This is a genomic window from Moheibacter sediminis (assembly GCF_900176425.1).
Classification (GTDB): domain Bacteria; phylum Bacteroidota; class Bacteroidia; order Flavobacteriales; family Weeksellaceae; genus Moheibacter; species Moheibacter sediminis.
The window spans coordinates 453,261-469,248 of sequence record NZ_FWXS01000001.1; the positions used below are offsets into that span (position 1 = coordinate 453,261).

Consider the following 15,988-nt stretch of genomic DNA (forward strand, 5'->3'; position numbering starts at 1 on the left):
ATTGCAGTTGAAAAGCAGGTTGTAATACTCGGGCAATATTTATTAGTTTTTAACGATTTTTAATGTTTGTTGAGTGTTATTTTCTAAAGTAACTTTGATTAAATAAACCCCTTTTACGAAGCTGCTTAAATTAATGTTTGCATCATTGGATTCTTTGATTTTCTGACCATTTAAGTTGTAAAGTTCCAGTTTTTTTACTTTTTCTTTTGCATTGAAATAAACAATTCCATTGGTTGGATTTGGATAAACTAAAACATTTGATTTAGTCAAATCTGAAACTGACATCACTTCTCCTTTTTTCACACATCGTACAGAATAACCGTGGCTTTTTGCGTCACCTCCAAAACCGGTTGTACTTCCTGCATAAGTTCCCAAATAAACAAATCCATAGAAATCAGGATTGGAACTTGCAGATTTTGTCCAGATGTAAGCACGCTGCCCCTCGAAAGCAAAACTGTCATCTTTACGAGCGCCCGCTCCTGCAATTTTCAGATTACTTTCAAAACCTCTTGTAATTCCGTTATTGCTAGAGCCTGTCGGAGCCGGGAATATATTTTCAAGTGTCAAAACGTTGTCCCAATCTGCTTCAGTCGGGATTTCCCAATCGTTTCCAATTGCTTTACAAGGATCCATTCCATTGTGTTCTGTCACTTCTTCCAAAGTCGCAGCTGTCCAAGTGTCATTTTGATTTGGATTGGCAAACCAGCCTGTATATTCTGAATAAGGAGAACCACCTCCGATGTAAAAAATCTCAGTTCCGCTTCCCAAACCTGCAGGATTGTTGGGGGTTGGATATACTTCGCTCATTTCAGAATCTTTCAACTGATGGCCGTCATCCCAACGTCCCCATTGGAAATAATCTCCTCTTGCAGCTTCATCTTCAATGCTCTCAGCAGTCTGTACGCTTCCTAAATTTTGCTGTAACCAGATATTACCGTCTGCGGCACGCACGGTTTGGTAGCCTACGGTTTGTCCTTGATAAGTTAAATTCACACAACCTGTATCGCCGATATTTTCTCCAGGCTCTGAAGGCTCACAAACTACATTTGTTGTAGTCTTTACCAAAATCGTATAATCTTCAGCCTGACCATAGTTATCAATATCATCCCAGCCACAAGGACCGGAATACATTGGTTCATCTGGAATTGTTCTTGCATAACTGAAAATATTGATGACTCTCATTCTGGTTTCGCCCAAAATTGCATCAGCTGGAACATCAATGTCAGTTAAAATATAATTGATTGTTTCATCATTGATTAAATCATCCTCAGTTCCATCTGTATTTTTTAACCATCCTAAATCGTAGAATTCATTTTCTTCAAATTCGTCGTTTTGATTCCAATCAATAAACAAACGAACAGCAGTATAAAAATCACCTGAAGTATTTGCTTTTATTTTGATGGAATAATTTTTTCCTTGTTCAACTTCTCCCGTTACATCGGTAAAGTTTTCATGCTCGGAAGTCCAGATATCATTTGTAGAGGATTGTTGAATTCCTGCAAATTGAACTAAAGTTATCGGATGTGCATAAATATACGCAAGATCAACCTGGCAATAAGGCGCAGGAAATTCATTGGATTGCCCGAATCCAATAGTAGCTAATAGGAAAAAGGCTAAAGAATAAATCACTTTCATAAAATCATTTTAAAATTATGATGCAAATTTATACTTATTTAGACTGAATAAAAATAATATTCTATATGAAACTTGTCACTGTAAGGGTTAAATTTTAATAAATATGTATTGAGGATTTTGTAGGTTTATCCTAAAATAAATTACAAATGAAAACAAGATGCGGCTGGGTAGGCAAGGAAGATTTTTATATCAAATACCATGATGAGGAATGGGGTGTTCCCGTGAAGGATGATGACAAACAATTTGAATTTTTAATTTTAGAAACCTTTCAGGCAGGCTTGAGCTGGATTACAATTCTGAGAAAAAGAGAAAATTTTCGAAAGGCTTTTGATAATTTTAACTATAAAAAAATTTCGAAATACAATGAAGATAAGATTCAGTCGTTATTACAAAACGAAGGAATCATCCGCAATCAATTAAAAATCCGTGCAACGGTTACCAATGCACAGGCATTTATGAAAATTCAGGAAGAATTCGGTTCATTTACGGATTACATCTGGGTTTTTGTAAACAATGAACCTGTCAACGAAAAAAGAAAGAATCTTAAAGAAGTTCCTGTAACAACGGAAGTCTCGGACAAGCTGAGTAAAGATTTGAAAAAGCGCGGATTTAAATTCGTTGGAAGCACCGTAGTCTATGCGCATTTGCAGGCAACAGGGTTGGTCAACGACCACACAATAGATTGCTTTAGACATGATGAGGTTTAAACATACGCAACCATTTGGAAATTAATACGTCAATAATGTAAATATCTGATATGAAAAATTTTAAACCAATAGTATTAGTTGTCACAGTACTGATTTCTGTTTCAACTTTTTATCAATGTACGAATGACGAAGGATTATTCACGCCAATTTTTGGAAACAATACTTTTGCAAATTTTGACCAATTGCATGACAGCATTTCAGCAGATACAATTAAATTTCAAATTATAAATCCTGCAAATGACACAATTTTAGAAGGACCGCAGGGAATTCGCCTTTCTTTTCCTGCTTATACAGGTTCAGCACCGGCACCATTTGATGTAGAACTGATTGAAATTTTCCGAAGAGGACATATGATTGCACAAAATATTCAAACTTTTGCAGACGATGCCGCTTTGATTTCGGGTGGAATGTTTTGGGTACGCGTGAAAGACGCCAATGGAGCTGAATTAAATTTACCGGGAGCTCAGGCAATTTTACCTTACCAGACAGATGCAACAGGATACGAAAACTCCATGCAATATTTTACAGGAGAAAACCAGACAGCACCAAGCGGACCGGTTCTTTCATGGGGACCTGGTCAATCTGAACTTACTTTTGATGCAGATGCCGGAGCCAATGGCGAATTTACCATTTGGAGCATCATGGGCGGTTGGAGCAACTGCGATGCTTTCAACCAATTTACAGGACAAACCCCAACCCAATTCAGCGTGAAGGTTTCAAATGTTACAGATTATACCGATACAAAAGTATTCTTTGCCTTGGATGAATTCTCAACAGTAGCCGCTCTGACGACCCCAATTGTAGGCGGATTGAAGACCTATGACAACAGCATCGCAACAGGAGCAACCGGCAAAGTGATTGCGATTTCACTGATAGATGGTGAATTACAGTTCGCTTCCCAAGATGTGACCGTTGCCGGGAATGATGAATTTACACTTGCAGTTGCACCGGGGACCTTTGCACAGCTGGAAACGCTTCTTAATTCTTTAGATTAAAACTTAAATTTTGACAAAGCTTTATTCATTGTGAAAATTACTTTGTCAAAGCTATTTAAATAAAAAATCCAATCATGTAAGTGATTGGATTTTTCTATTTTATTGGGCGCCTTATCGGGCTTCTTCGGGCTCCGCTTTGCTTCGGTCTTTCGTTTCACTAAGACCGGCTCGTACCTCGCCGCCACTCCATATCCCGGGCGCAGGCTTTTCCTATTTATGCTGTTCCTTAGCCCAAGTATCGCGCAATCCAACCGTTCGGTTAAAAACAAATTTCTCCACAGTAGAGTCCTTGTCCAACGTGAAATAACCAATTCTCTGAAACTGAAATTTATCTTCCGGTTTTGCATTTTTCAATGATGGTTCCGCAAAACCATGAACGATTTTCATAGAATCAGGATTCACAAATTGCAGGAAATCACCATCGCCTTCAGAATCCGGAGATTCAACCGTGAAAAGCCTGTCGTACAAACGAACTTCAATGGGTAAATTTTCCGTTGCCGAAACCCAATGAAGCGTTCCTTTCACTTTACGCATGCTTGCTTCAGAACCAGATCCTGATTTTGAATCTGCATCATATTCCGCAAAAATCGTAGTGATATTTCCTTCAGCATCTTTCTCAATACGAGTTGCTTTCACAATGTATCCACCTTTCAATCGAACTTCATTTCCAATCGACAATCGAAAGAATTTTTTCGGTGCATCTTCCATGAAATCTTCACGTTCGATGTACAATTCTCTTGTAAATGGAACTTCTCTGTTTCCGGCAGTTTCGTCTTCCGGATTATTTTCAACCGAAAGCAATTCTGTTTTTCCTTCAGGATAATTTTCAATCACCAATTTCACAGGATCAATTACCGCAAAAACACGTGGCGCAATTTTATTCAAATGGTCACGGATCGCAAATTCCAAAAGAGAAATGTCAATCACGTTGTCACGCTTTGCTACACCAGCTTTTTCCCAAAACATTCTTATGGATTCAGGCGTGTAACCACGTCTTCTATGTCCGGAAATCGTCGGCATTCTTGGGTCGTCCCAACCGGTCACAACTCCTTTGTCAACTAACAATTTCAATTTACGTTTAGATGTAATCATGTAACTTACATTTCCACGCGCAAATTCTCTTTGTTTAGGCTTAATATTTTGATTATCAATTTCAACCTGATTCAAATACCATTCGTAAAGTGGTCTGTGGTTCTCAAATTCAAGAGAACAAAGCGAATGCGAAATTCCTTCAATATAATCTGATTCACCATGTGCCCAATCGTACATCGGGTAGATTTTCCATTTGTTGCCGCTTCGGTGGTGTTCTTTGTGTAAAACGCGGTACATAACAGGGTCACGCATGTTCATATTCGGCGAAGTCATATCAACTTTCGCGCGTAAAACGTGACTTCCTTCCGGAAATTCACCGTTTTTCATTTTTTCGAATAATTCCAAATTTTCCTCTACCGAACGCAAACGGCAAGGTGAATCGATTCCGGGCTCGAAAGGAGTTTTTCTTTGTTCATTAATTATTTCAGAAGATTGGTCATCTACATACGCTTTTCCATCTTTAATCATTTGAATTGCCCAATTGTAAAGAGTTTCAAAATAATCGGATGCAAATCTTTCCTCTGCCCAATTGAATCCCAACCATTTCACATCTTCGCGGATAGAATCTACAAATTCCTGTTCTTCTTTAGCAGGATTGGTATCATCGAAACGCAGATTGACAGGTGCTCCGTAGCGCTCCCCTAATCCGAAATTGATGCAAATGGCTTTTGCATGCCCGATGTGTAAATAACCATTGGGTTCCGGCGGAAAACGAAAGCGCAATTTACTTTTGTCGTATCCGTTGGCTAAATCATCTTCTATAATTTGCTCAAGGAAATTGAGCGGTTTTTTTTCTTCCTCCATTTTGATTTCTGAAATAAGTTGCAAATTTACTTTATTTAAGTAGAATTGTACAAAGTATTGGTCGTCATCAACGAATTTTTGTAAAAAAGAATAGAAACATTTAACCAAACTCTTAGAAAAATGTAAGTAGGAGATTTAAAAAGATTATTCCAAATACAAATCCACCAATCCTTCCGGTGTTTCGATTTTGATGAATTTTTCTTCGCGGTTGACTTCGATGATCCATTCATCCACAACAGGAATGAGGATTTCTTTTCGGTCTGATTTTATTTCAAATAAAGCCTGAGCGCCGCTGTCATTCACACTTTTGATGATTCCGATGTCGCCGTGCGTTGAGTCAATTACTTGGAATCCGGTGATTTCGTGGTAATAAAAATCCGTTCCGTCCAATTCAGGCAAAGTATCCATCGGCAAATAAATCGCACGATTGATCAATCTTTCGGCTTCTTCAGGAGAAATATCCTCAAATTTTACCAATAATTTTCCTTTCGAATAAGGTTGGGCAAACTCGAAAAAAAAAGGAACCAGCATTCCATCTTTTTCGATGAATACTGATTCCAGGTTTTCGTATAATTCAGGTTCGTCTGTTTCGAGATGCAATATCAAATTTCCTTTGAAACCATGGGTTTTAGTGATTTTACCTAAGTAAAAGCAATCTTCCTTTTGCATCTGGACGAATTTAAATTATTCTTCTGTTTTTTCTTCTGAAGCTTCCTCAGCAGCAGTTTCTGGTTGAGTTTCTTCAGCAGCAGCTTCAACTTCTTCTGTTACAGTTTCAGTTTCAACTTCTTCAGCAGCAGGTTCTTCAACCGCTACACGCGCTTCAGATTTTTTCTTTTCAGCTTCCAAAGCAGCAGATTTTGCATCTTCTTTCGATTTTGCCAAACCATCTTTTTTAGACTGAACTGCATTTGATCTTTCTTCTAACCAAGCAGCGAAACGTTTTTCAGCTTCTTCTTCGCTGAAAGCACCTTTTGCTACACCGCCCAACAAGTGTTTTTTCATCATCGCTCCTTTGTAAGAAAGGATGTTTTTTGCAGTGTTGGTAGGTTGTGCCCCTTTTATTAACCAAGAAACAGCAGCATCAACATTCAATTCGATGGTTGCAGGATTGGTAATTGGGTTATAGATTCCGATTTTTTCGATGAAACGACCATCACGTGGTGCTCTTGAATCTGCGACTACGATGTGAAAAACTGGTTTTCCTTTACGACCGTGTCTTTGCAATCTGATTTTTGTTGCCATTTTTATATGTATTTTTGGGAACTCGTCCCGAGATTAATTACATTTTTTAAGGGTGCAAATATAAAACATTTTATATGAATGAAATAGAAATTTTACAAAAAACACAAGAATTTATCTTTAAAGGATTTACGGGCGAAGGAACCGGACACGATTATTTCCACATCGAACGTGTCGTGAAGGTAGCCAAACGCATTGCCAGAGAAGAAGATGCCGATTTGTTTTTGGTGGAATTGGCGGCTTGGCTGCACGATGTCGGGGATTATAAATTACATGGAGGAGTTGATAAATCGTCAGAATTGATCACCGAATTTTTATCAGAATTAAATGTTTCACAAGAAATCATTTACAAAACGATTTCAATCGTTTCCCAAGTTTCATTTAGCAAAGGAAAAACAGCCGAAAGTTTAGAAGCACAAATCGTACAGGACGCAGACCGGTTAGATGCTATTGGCGCAATAGGACTGGCGCGTGTTTTCGCTTATGGCGGAAGCAAAGAAAGAGAAATTTGGAATCCCGAAAATCCGGAAATGACTACGGTTCAACATTTTTATGATAAACTTTTGAAATTGAAAGATTTAATGAATACAAATTCAGCCAGGAAAATTGCAGAAGAACGCCATCAATATTTGGAAGAATTTTTAGGTAGATTTTACAAAGAGTGGGAGGGACATTATTAATGATTTGAGGAATGAGATTTTTAGGATTTTAAATTCTTAAAGCGTTTATATTTAATGACCATGGTCTTCGCCATTGATTTGAAGCTCACCACTTGAAGGAGAAACAAGAAATATATTTAGTTCTAGTCCACGAAGAATAAATATAATCCCCAATAATATCATCAGATACGGAAGAAATTTCAAGATTTTTTGCCGTGTTTGAATGCTTATCAAATTACCTGCAACTACCGATGCAAACATCAACGGAATGGTTCCTAGACCGAAAAACGTCATAAATATCGCACCACCCCTAATACTTCCCATCGCCATAGAACCTGTAAGTGCTGCATAAACTGCTCCGCAAGGAAGTAACCCGTTGAGTAATCCCGTGATATAAAGTGAGGAATAGTTTTTTTTTCTGAGGAATTTACCTAAGTTCATTTTGATTTTATACATCAATTTTGAAAAAGGTTTAATCCCTAAGTTATCAGCTCCTAAATTTTTTGGTAACAACGCCATTAGTATCATTACTACACCCACTGCGATGCTGAGAGGATTTTGTAATCCAACGAATGAAAAACCATAACCCACAATTCCCAATAATGCGCCTAAAATGCTATAAGTTGTAACTCTGCCGAATTGATAAATAAGGTTTCGAAATGTAAAGTCTAGTTTATTGTCTGGATTTAATCCCAATGAAAATGCAATTGGACCACACATGCCTACGCAGTGGAGGCTGGATGCGAGTCCTAATCCGAGTGCTGCTATGACTAATGAGCTTTCCAATTCACTCTTTCTTTGACTAAATAATTTTGGTTATTTTGCTTCCAGCGAAGAGAGACTTCGTATTCGCCATTGATCAAATCTACTGAATGAATAAGCATTTCGTTTTTGGCATTAAGTTTCAAAGGTTGTACAATGTCTTTTTTACTATTTTCAGAACGCAGAAAAAAGACATCACCGCTTTGAACTGCTTCATCGAAATGAATCATAAATCCATTTGCCTGTTGTGTAATTTGAGGTTTTACTGCAAGTGCATTGGCACGGTTGACAGCATCTATATCGTCTTGGTAGTTGATGGTTTTTTCATAGTAGTCTTCCGTTACCATTTCACCCATGTCACCTGAAAAGAAAATCAAACTTAAAATGAATATCATAAAGCAACCCAATGCTACCATAATTCCGTGTCCCCAAGTAAATTTCATTAGTTTTTATTTTATTGATTAAAATGGTGCGGCAAAACTTGTGGAGTAATCATCGAGTTCTTTACCTTCTTCATCTACAGCGACCATAACCACTCTTTCTTTATAAGAAGTAATGTCCGCTTTGGGGATGTCGATTTCGACTACACCTTGTTTGATTTCTGCCTTTTTCAAAACGATGGATGAAGCTCCGTTCAGCATGATGATTTTACCATCTTTATGAGACTTCAGTACAAATTTTACACGAAGGTCATTATTGGTTTTATTGTACAAAGTGTATTCATAAAGGTTAATGATATTTTGACCATCCACTTTGAAATTTTTTCCTGGAATTTGAAGGAATTTGACTTCCACGTCATTTCGATTAAATAAAAATACATTGATAGAAGAAAGGATAATCAGCAGCGCAATCGTGTATGCAACCATTCTTCCCGTTATCTTGAACTTAGTGCTTTTCTCTATATTTTCTTCCGAAGCATAACGAATCAATCCTTTTGGAAGATTAATTTTATCCATTACTTCATCACAAGCATCTATACAAGCAGTACAACCGATGCATTCCATCTGAGTCCCATTTCTGATGTCAATTCCTGTTGGGCAAACCACCACACATTGTTTACAGTCAATACAATCTCCCTTTCCAACTGCTTCGCGGTCTTCACCTTTTTTGAATTTTGCCCTTCCTGCAGAAGATTCTCCGCGTTTGAAATCATAAGCTACAATTACAGTCTGCTTGTCAATCAAAACACCCTGCAAACGACCATAAGGACAAACAAGTGTGCAAACCTGCTCACGGAACCATGCAAAAATGAAATAAAACAACCCTGTGAAAACAATCAATCCTATAAATGTGCTGAGGTTCTCACCTCCAGGACCTTCTTTTACTAAATCAATTAATGCATCTGAACCGATTATATATGCAAGAAAAACATTGGCTATAAAAAATGAAATCAAAGCAAAAACTGTCCATTTCAACAATCGTTTTCTGATTTTTTCTTCGTCCCAAGGTTGTTGAGCCAATCGCATTTGTTTGGCGCGGTCGCCTTCTATGGCGTACTCTATTTTACGAAAAATATGTTCCATGAAAATGGTTTGCGGACAAATCCATCCACAGAAAATTCTTCCATAAACCACGGTAAATAAGAGCACTGAAACGATGGTCGCAATCATGCCGATTGCCAACAAAAAGAAATCGGATGTAAAGAATGGGAACCCAAATATAATGAACTGTCCTTGTGGGACGTTGAACATAAATACAGGATTTCCGTTGGGTAATTTGATGAATGGGTTTAAAACCAAAATGGCTAATAAAACCCAAGCAACATAAGTTCTGTATTTTGTGAATTTTCCAGACGGTTTTTTGGGGAACACCCATTGGCGTTTCCCTTTTCTATCCATCGTTGCTATCGATGTTCTAAATTCTGCTTCCTCTTCAGAAAGTTTGGCTAAATCCTGATCTTTGATTTGAGATTCCTTCATTCCTCATTTTCCACTTCAAATTATTTAACCCAACAAGGGTTTGATTATTCAGATGCAGTAGCTGTCGAGTCTGATTTTGCGGGCACTTCCGCTTTCGTTGCTGCTGCAGCATTTCCGCCGTCTTTTGCCCATGCAGGGACGATATCTCCCTGAGGTGCGCTTCCGCCTACAGCATTTGGTTGTTCCTGATTTAAGTAGTACACATACGAAGCCACTTTTTCGATAGCCAATCCGGTCAATTCATCTCTTTGTCCAAAAGCTCTCATCTGCGGATTTTTTGGGCTACCGTTATAAACGATGTCATAAATATTTAGGAATAAATCATCTTGAACCTTATTAACCCAATAATCATCAGTCAAATTTGGACCAATACCACCCCCACCGGTTGCTGTGTGACAAGTAGCACAGATATTTTCGAAAATCTGCTTTCCTTCTGCAATTGCAGCTGCGTCAGCAAATTTATTTTCTGCACCTTCTATTGTGATATCATTTTCTTCAATCCATTTATCAACTCTTGCTTGTTCAACTGTATTGAATTCTTCATATTCCACTTCAGGATGAGCAAAGTCTGTAAAGCTATAAGCCAATACATACACTACTGCAAAAACACAACCTCCATAGAACATTGCCAACCACCATTGTGGCAAAGCATTGTCTAATTCTTTAATCCCGTCAAAGCCATGATCAAGAATCATTGCTTCCTCTTCCTCATCGGTTTGTCTTTCACGGCTGCTTCGCAATAGACTTTTTAAATATCCTTGTTTTGAAAGCGCCAAATAATGTTTCTGAGCTTCCGGGCTTAATTTTTTAAATTTATTACTTTCTACAACTCTGTTGACTGCATTTACAATCAAAAGCATGATGAATGCAATCAAAATGATTCCTATCGCGACACCACTTGAAAATGTTTCAACAAAGTGTTTCCATCCATTTACAAAAGAGCCTGTAAAACCACTTGATTTTTCAAATCCTATTGGCGTAACCATCATTAAAATTACTACGATGGCAATTAATACGATTGGAATGAATATATATCCGGGAGTACGTTGTTTCATTTTTGAGAATTGTTTTTAATCTTTATCGTCTAAAGGTAGTTCTGAATCTTCTTGGTAATATTCTTTGGGACGCCTCCAAATAAAATACATCAATAAGGAGAAGAATATAACAAACAATAATAAAGATACTGTCTGCAAAACTCCTGCATATTCATAATTTGTAAAAGCGTCTTTAAAGTATTTTAACATGATTATTTCGCTATACTTGTTGTTTCAGTTTTTTCAGTTGAAATATCTGTTCCAAGTCTTTGAAGGTAAGCAATCAATGCTACGATTTCTCTGTCTCTTAACTGAACAAATGTTTCTCCTTTCTCTTTCTGTTCTTTTTCGTATTTGCTCTTCAAGTCAGGTGCATCTTTGAAAATGCTCTGCTCGATTGCCAAAGCTTGTTTATTCATTGAAACTTCAATGCTGTCAAAATCTTCTTCCTGATAAGGAACTCCAAGACTTACCATCGCCTTCATTTTATCCTTGGTCAATTCTGTATTTCTTTTATTGAATGCAAGCCATGGGTATCTTGGCATAATCGATCCCGGCGAAGTAGATCGTGGATCCCACATATGCTTGTAATGCCATGCATCCGGGTTTTTACCACCTTGTCTATGCAAATCCGGACCTGAACGCTGAGAACCCCATAAGAACGGGTGGTGATATACATATTCACCCGGCTTTGAATATTCGCCATAACGTTTTACTTCATCACGGAACGGACGAATCATCTGTGTATGACAAGCATTACAACCTTCTCTAATGTACAAATCACGACCCTCTAATTCCAAAGCTGAATAAGGCGTTACCGAAGCAATTGTCGGGACGTTTGCTTTTACTACAATTGTCGGGATGATTTCCACCGCGCCTCCGATACCTACTGCCAAGAAGGACAATACAGTCAACAAAGTCGGCATTCTCTCTAACCAAGTATGCGCTCCTTCTCCTTTTTTACGGGCAGAACTAATTTTTGCCAATGCAGGTGCTTCCACATCTTCATTTGCTACGAAATGACCTTGACGAACGGTTCTCCAAACATTAACGACCATCAGAATTCCCCCAATCAAATAAAGTGTCCCACCAAATGCACGCATCGGGTACAACCAATCTTTAAGAATTGTCACTGTTTGAAGGAAGTTTCCATATTTTAAGGTTCCGTCTTCGTTGAATTGCTGCCACATCAAACCTTGTGTCCAACCTGCAACATACATTGGAATTACCCAGAATAAAATTCCTAAAGTTCCAATCCAGAAGTGAGCATTTGCCAATCTGTATGATGCTAATTTTGTATTAAATAACTTAGGAACCAACCAATAAATCATACCAAATATGATAAACCCGTTCCACCCTAAAGTTCCCACGTGAACGTGTGCCGGAACCCAGTCTGTAAAGTGACCGATTTTGTTTAATGTTTTTGTTGCCAATAAAGGTCCTTCGAAAGTTGCCATACCATAACAAGTAATTGCAACTACCATGAATTTCAATACTGGTTCTTCTCTTACTTTGTCCCATGCACCTCTCAATGTAAGCAATCCGTTCAACATTCCTCCCCAAGACGGTGCAATCAACATGATTGAAAACCCTGTTCCTACTGCCTGAACCCAAGCCGGCAGTGAAGTATATAATAAGTGGTGTGGTCCTGCCCAGATATAGATGAATATCAAAGACCAGAAGTGAATAATTGATAATTTATAAGAGAAAACCGGACGGTTGGCTGCTTTTGGAACGAAATAATACATTAATCCCAAAATCGGTGTTGTCAATACGAATGCAACCGCATTGTGACCGTACCACCATTGAACCAAAGCATCCTGCACGCCTGAATAAAGCGAATAACTTTTTGGTGCAAATACATTCCAATGAACCGGTAGCTCTAAGTTGTTAAACACGTGTAACATCGTTACTGCAACCCAAGTTCCTAAGTAAAACCAAATTGCAACATACAAGTGTCTTACTCTTCTTTTTGCAATCGTGCTGAACATGTTCAATCCGAAGATGATCCAAACTACTGCGATTAAAATATCAATTGGCCACTCGTGCTCAGCATATTCTTTTGAAGTATTGTAACCCATTAAGAAAGTTACCAAAGACAAACCGATGAACAACTGCCATCCCCAGAAATGCGTCCAACTCATCACGTCACTTCCCATTCTGGTTTTAAGCAATCGCTGCATTGAGTAATAAGCTCCTGCAAAAAAACCGTTTCCTACAAAGGCGAAAACTGCAAATGTGGTATGGATCATCCTAAGACGACCAAATCCCATCGCACCATTTGTAGAAGCCAATCCTTCGATACCTCCTCCAAATAAAGATTTTACAGAACCGTCATCGGACCCGAAAATATAATCAGGAAGCTCGGGGAAGAACTTTAGGGTTGCAACCAAAACACCAAATGTGAAAGCCATAATGGCCCAAAAAACGGTCGCATAAACGAAATACTTTACGATCTTATTATCGTAACTGAAGGTTTGCATTTGCATTACGTGTCAATTTTGTCTTTTAATTTTTTATCGTCAAACAACATCCTAACAGCAGGCGATTCATCTTCATCAAACTGTCCTCTCTTGGCTCCAATGAGGAACAACGCCAAAAAGACGGCAGCAAGTGAAACACTCGCAATAACCATTAAAATGATGATTCCCATAACGCCTACAAATGTACAATTGCAAAGGGAAAATTGTAATGATTTTGGTCAGAGCGTTCCGTGAAAATGTTAATTTATATTCATTCTAAATTCCATTTCATGAATCTGGAAACGAGTCTGGTACTCAATGTCGCAAAAATCACCACAGAAATTGAACTTACAGGCATCAGTATTGCTGCCACAACGGGTTCTAAATTTCCTGTGATTGCAAATCCAAGTCCGATAACATTGTATAAAAAACTGATGGTAAAAGCTGCCCAAATTAGTTTAATAGAAATTTTAGAAAATTTCAGGAAAGCAGGAAAAGATTTAAAACTTTTCGCATCTAAAATCGCATCACAAGAAGGTGAAAAATTATTCACATCTTCAGACAAGACAATTCCCACATCGCTCTGTTTGATTGCCCCGGCATCATTTAATCCATCGCCGAACATCAAAACTTTATGGTTTTCATTTTGTTTGTTTCTAATGAATTCCAATTTATCTTCCGGACTTTGGTTGAAGTGAATTCCAGCAGAATCAGGGAAAATATTTCTCAGATTTTGCATTTCCGAGTCGTTATCTCCGGAAAGAATTGAAATTTTATACAAATCCAATTCTGAAATCATTTCTTTCAATCCGCTTCTGTACTGATTTTTGAACTCAAACTTTCCTTTGATTTTACCATTGATTGAAATGTAAACTCTTGTTTGATTCAGCGCCGATTCATCATTTGCATTTACAAAAGATTTCGAACCGATTTTCATTTCAATTCCATCGACCAGTGCCTTTTGTCCTTTTCCTGAAATCTCTTCATAATGATTTACAGGTATGATTTGAGTTGAATTAAATTTATTGTATAAAATTCGACTCAATGGATGATTTGAATTTTTCAAAACCGATTTTACAGCGATTTTTTCTTCTTCGGTCAATATTTCTCCGATGTATTCCACCGTCGAACTGTGGCTTTCAGTGATGGTTCCTGTTTTGTCGAAAACGATGTCGTTGATTTTTGCCAAAGATTCTATCGTCGCCGTACTTTTTATGTACAATTTCTTTTCGCCAAAAACCCGCATCACATTCCCTAAAATAAACGGGGAAGAAAGCGCCAAAGCACACGGACAAGTAATAATTAAAATCGCAGTTACGACTTGTAAAATTTGTTTCGAATCATAAAAATACCAGAAAACTGCTGACCCGAGTGCGATGAACAAAATAATGATCACGAAATAACGGCTCATGTTGGTCGTCAATCGGTTGAGTTTTGATTCTTCTTTTTGAAATGCCTCGTTGTTCCAAAGCTGTGTCAAATAACTTTGCTTTACATCTTTGATGATTTCGAGTTCGATTGCCTGACCTGATTGTTTTCCGCCGGCAAAGATTTTATCTCCGGGCTGTTTCGTAATTAATCTGGCTTCACCCGTCACGAAACTATTGTCAATCATGGCTTCGCCTTTCATGAGGATGGCATCTGCAGGAATGATTTCTTCATTTCGAATTAAAATCCGATCTCCTTTTTGCAATTCAGAAAGTAAAATCGGCTGTTCAATTCCATCAGAAATTTTCAAAACCGCAATAGGATAAAATGATTTATAATCGCGGTCAAATGCCATCGATTTATAGGTTTGCTGCTGAAACCATTTTCCAATTAACATAAAAAAGGCTAAGGCGGCAATGCTGTCAAAAAAACCTGAACTTAAATCAAAAACAATGTCATAAGTGCTTCGCAAAAACAAAACCCAAAACCCAATCGCAATCGGCAAATCGATGTTGATGTATTTATTTTTAATTCCCTGCCAAGCCGATTTGAAATAATCTGTTGCAGAAAAAAACATCACAGGAAGTGACAACAAGAACATTCCCCATCGGAAAAATTCTTTATTTCCTTCCAACCATGCCTCGGGCGTCGAATTGGAAAAAGGCAATGTGTATTCCGGAAATGCCAAAAGCATAATATTTCCCAAACAAAATCCTGCCACTCCGATTTTGAGAATGATCGATCGGTCTTGTTTCGATTTCTCTTTGTCGAGCGTTTGTAAATTTAGTGTCGGTTTATAACCTAATTGTGTAAGCAACCTTGCGACTTCACTCAATTTTAATTCTTCACTTCTGAATGAAATCTGAACATTTTTTTGGGTGAAATTCACAGTGGAATAAATCACATTCGGATTCACTTCTTGTAAACTTTCCAACAACCAAACGCAAGACGTACAATGAATAACGGGAATATGGAATGTAACCAAAGTGATGCCGTCATCAGAAAAATCAACTACTTTTTCAAAGATTTCAGGCGTATCTAAAAATTGGAAATGGTGGTTTTCTTTGGCATCCGGGCGCACACCAGCATCAGCGTTCATGGCATAAAAATTCTCTAATCCTGTCGAGTTTAAAATTTCATAAACAGTCTTGCAACCGGCACAGCAAAAATGTTTTTCATCGAAGAGAATATCTTCGATTTCAATCTTTTGCCCGCAATGAAAACAATCTTCTTTCATACTATTTGCAAA

14 protein-coding genes are annotated in these 15,988 nt (G+C 37.9%); 3 read left to right on the top strand and 11 right to left on the bottom strand.

The genetic code is table 11. The annotated features are described in order from the left end of the window. Nucleotides 1-42: 42 nt before the first annotated feature. Nucleotides 43-1,635 carry a T9SS type A sorting domain-containing protein gene (locus B8977_RS02035; protein WP_084015759.1) on the bottom strand — a complete coding sequence of 531 codons (1,593 nt, stop codon included), beginning with the start codon at nt 1,633-1,635 and terminating at the stop codon, nt 43-45. A gap of 146 nt (nt 1,636-1,781) precedes the next feature. Between B8977_RS02035 and B8977_RS02040 the strand changes: the two genes are divergently transcribed. Together B8977_RS02040 and B8977_RS02045 are read left to right on the top strand one after the other, a co-directional pair. After that, nucleotides 1,782-2,342 (top strand): DNA-3-methyladenine glycosylase I, encoded by a 561-nt coding sequence (locus B8977_RS02040; protein WP_084015761.1) that lies wholly within the window; start codon nt 1,782-1,784, stop codon nt 2,340-2,342. Nucleotides 2,343-2,392: 50 nt separating this feature from the next. Further along, the gene (locus B8977_RS02045; protein ID WP_084015763.1) at nt 2,393-3,337 is read left to right on the top strand and encodes a hypothetical protein; all 945 of its coding nucleotides are present in this window, start codon (nt 2,393-2,395) and stop codon (nt 3,335-3,337) included. Nucleotides 3,338-3,547: 210 nt separating this feature from the next. On the opposite strand, the gene B8977_RS02050 is transcribed toward B8977_RS02045, so the two are convergent. The 3 genes from B8977_RS02050 to B8977_RS02060 form a co-directional block, all read right to left on the bottom strand. Beyond that, nucleotides 3,548-5,233 (bottom strand): glutamine--tRNA ligase/YqeY domain fusion protein, encoded by a 1,686-nt coding sequence (locus tag B8977_RS02050; RefSeq protein ID WP_084015971.1) that lies wholly within the window; start codon nt 5,231-5,233, stop codon nt 3,548-3,550. Between the two features lie 144 nt (nt 5,234-5,377). After that, a complete protein-coding gene (gene rimM / locus B8977_RS02055; RefSeq protein WP_084015765.1) occupies nt 5,378-5,902 on the bottom strand; it encodes a ribosome maturation factor RimM in 525 nt (174 codons plus the stop codon). A gap of 15 nt (nt 5,903-5,917) precedes the next feature. Beyond that, nucleotides 5,918-6,478, bottom strand: a complete 561-nt coding sequence (locus B8977_RS02060) for a 30S ribosomal protein S16 (protein ID WP_084015767.1) — start codon at nt 6,476-6,478, stop codon at nt 5,918-5,920. A 74-nt stretch (nt 6,479-6,552) separates the two neighbouring features. On the opposite strand from B8977_RS02060, the gene B8977_RS02065 reads away from it, so the two are divergent. Then, nucleotides 6,553-7,155: an HD domain-containing protein gene (locus B8977_RS02065; RefSeq protein ID WP_084015769.1), complete on the top strand. Its 603-nt coding sequence runs from the start codon at nt 6,553-6,555 to the stop codon at nt 7,153-7,155. Between the two features lie 51 nt (nt 7,156-7,206). Here B8977_RS02065 and B8977_RS02070 read toward each other — a convergent pair whose 3' ends face one another. The 7 genes from B8977_RS02070 to B8977_RS02105 form a co-directional block, all read right to left on the bottom strand. Further along, nucleotides 7,207-7,920, bottom strand: a complete 714-nt coding sequence (locus B8977_RS02070; protein WP_084015771.1) for a sulfite exporter TauE/SafE family protein — start codon at nt 7,918-7,920, stop codon at nt 7,207-7,209. After that, a complete protein-coding gene (locus tag B8977_RS02075; protein ID WP_084015773.1) occupies nt 7,905-8,339 on the bottom strand; it encodes a FixH family protein in 435 nt (144 codons plus the stop codon). The genes B8977_RS02070 and B8977_RS02075 overlap by 16 nt, the downstream gene beginning before the upstream one ends. 18 nt (nt 8,340-8,357) lie before the next feature. Further along, a complete protein-coding gene (gene ccoG / locus B8977_RS02080; RefSeq protein WP_084015775.1) occupies nt 8,358-9,815 on the bottom strand; it encodes a cytochrome c oxidase accessory protein CcoG in 1,458 nt (485 codons plus the stop codon). Nucleotides 9,816-9,859: 44 nt separating this feature from the next. Then, nucleotides 9,860-10,870, bottom strand: coding sequence for a cbb3-type cytochrome c oxidase N-terminal domain-containing protein (locus B8977_RS02085; RefSeq protein WP_084015777.1), 1,011 nt, complete (start codon nt 10,868-10,870; stop codon nt 9,860-9,862). A 191-nt stretch (nt 10,871-11,061) separates the two neighbouring features. Beyond that, complete coding sequence (gene ccoO, locus B8977_RS02095) at nt 11,062-13,338, bottom strand: cytochrome-c oxidase, cbb3-type subunit II (protein WP_084015781.1); 2,277 nt, start codon at nt 13,336-13,338, stop codon at nt 11,062-11,064. Continuing rightward, nucleotides 13,338-13,502, bottom strand: coding sequence for a cbb3-type cytochrome oxidase assembly protein CcoS (gene ccoS / locus B8977_RS02100; protein ID WP_084015783.1), 165 nt, complete (start codon nt 13,500-13,502; stop codon nt 13,338-13,340). The genes ccoO and ccoS overlap by 1 nt, the downstream gene beginning before the upstream one ends. An 80-nt stretch (nt 13,503-13,582) precedes the next feature. Then, the gene (locus B8977_RS02105) at nt 13,583-15,976 is read right to left on the bottom strand and encodes a heavy metal translocating P-type ATPase (RefSeq protein ID WP_084015785.1); all 2,394 of its coding nucleotides are present in this window, start codon (nt 15,974-15,976) and stop codon (nt 13,583-13,585) included. Nucleotides 15,977-15,988 lie beyond the last annotated feature (12 nt).

Bases quoted from the DNA above. Each gene is read 5' to 3' on its own strand.
- B8977_RS02060 (WP_084015767.1), bottom strand. From the start codon at position 6,478: ATGGCAACAAAAATCAGATTGCAAAGACACGGTCGTAAAGGAAAACCA.
- B8977_RS02075 (WP_084015773.1), bottom strand. From the start codon at position 8,339: ATGAAATTTACTTGGGGACACGGAATTATGGTAGCATTGGGTTGCTTT.
- ccoS (WP_084015783.1), bottom strand. From the start codon at position 13,502: ATGGGAATCATCATTTTAATGGTTATTGCGAGTGTTTCACTTGCTGCC.
- B8977_RS02050 (WP_084015971.1), bottom strand. From the start codon at position 5,233: ATGGAGGAAGAAAAAAAACCGCTCAATTTCCTTGAGCAAATTATAGAA.
- B8977_RS02105 (WP_084015785.1), bottom strand. From the start codon at position 15,976: ATGAAAGAAGATTGTTTTCATTGCGGGCAAAAGATTGAAATCGAAGAT.
- B8977_RS02065 (WP_084015769.1), top strand. From the start codon at position 6,553: ATGAATGAAATAGAAATTTTACAAAAAACACAAGAATTTATCTTTAAA.
- rimM (WP_084015765.1), bottom strand. From the start codon at position 5,902: ATGCAAAAGGAAGATTGCTTTTACTTAGGTAAAATCACTAAAACCCAT.
- ccoG (WP_084015775.1), bottom strand. From the start codon at position 9,815: ATGAAGGAATCTCAAATCAAAGATCAGGATTTAGCCAAACTTTCTGAA.
- B8977_RS02035 (WP_084015759.1), bottom strand. From the start codon at position 1,635: ATGAAAGTGATTTATTCTTTAGCCTTTTTCCTATTAGCTACTATTGGA.
- B8977_RS02045 (WP_084015763.1), top strand. From the start codon at position 2,393: ATGAAAAATTTTAAACCAATAGTATTAGTTGTCACAGTACTGATTTCT.
- ccoO (WP_084015781.1), bottom strand. From the start codon at position 13,338: ATGCAAATGCAAACCTTCAGTTACGATAATAAGATCGTAAAGTATTTC.
- B8977_RS02040 (WP_084015761.1), top strand. From the start codon at position 1,782: ATGAAAACAAGATGCGGCTGGGTAGGCAAGGAAGATTTTTATATCAAA.
- B8977_RS02085 (WP_084015777.1), bottom strand. From the start codon at position 10,870: ATGAAACAACGTACTCCCGGATATATATTCATTCCAATCGTATTAATT.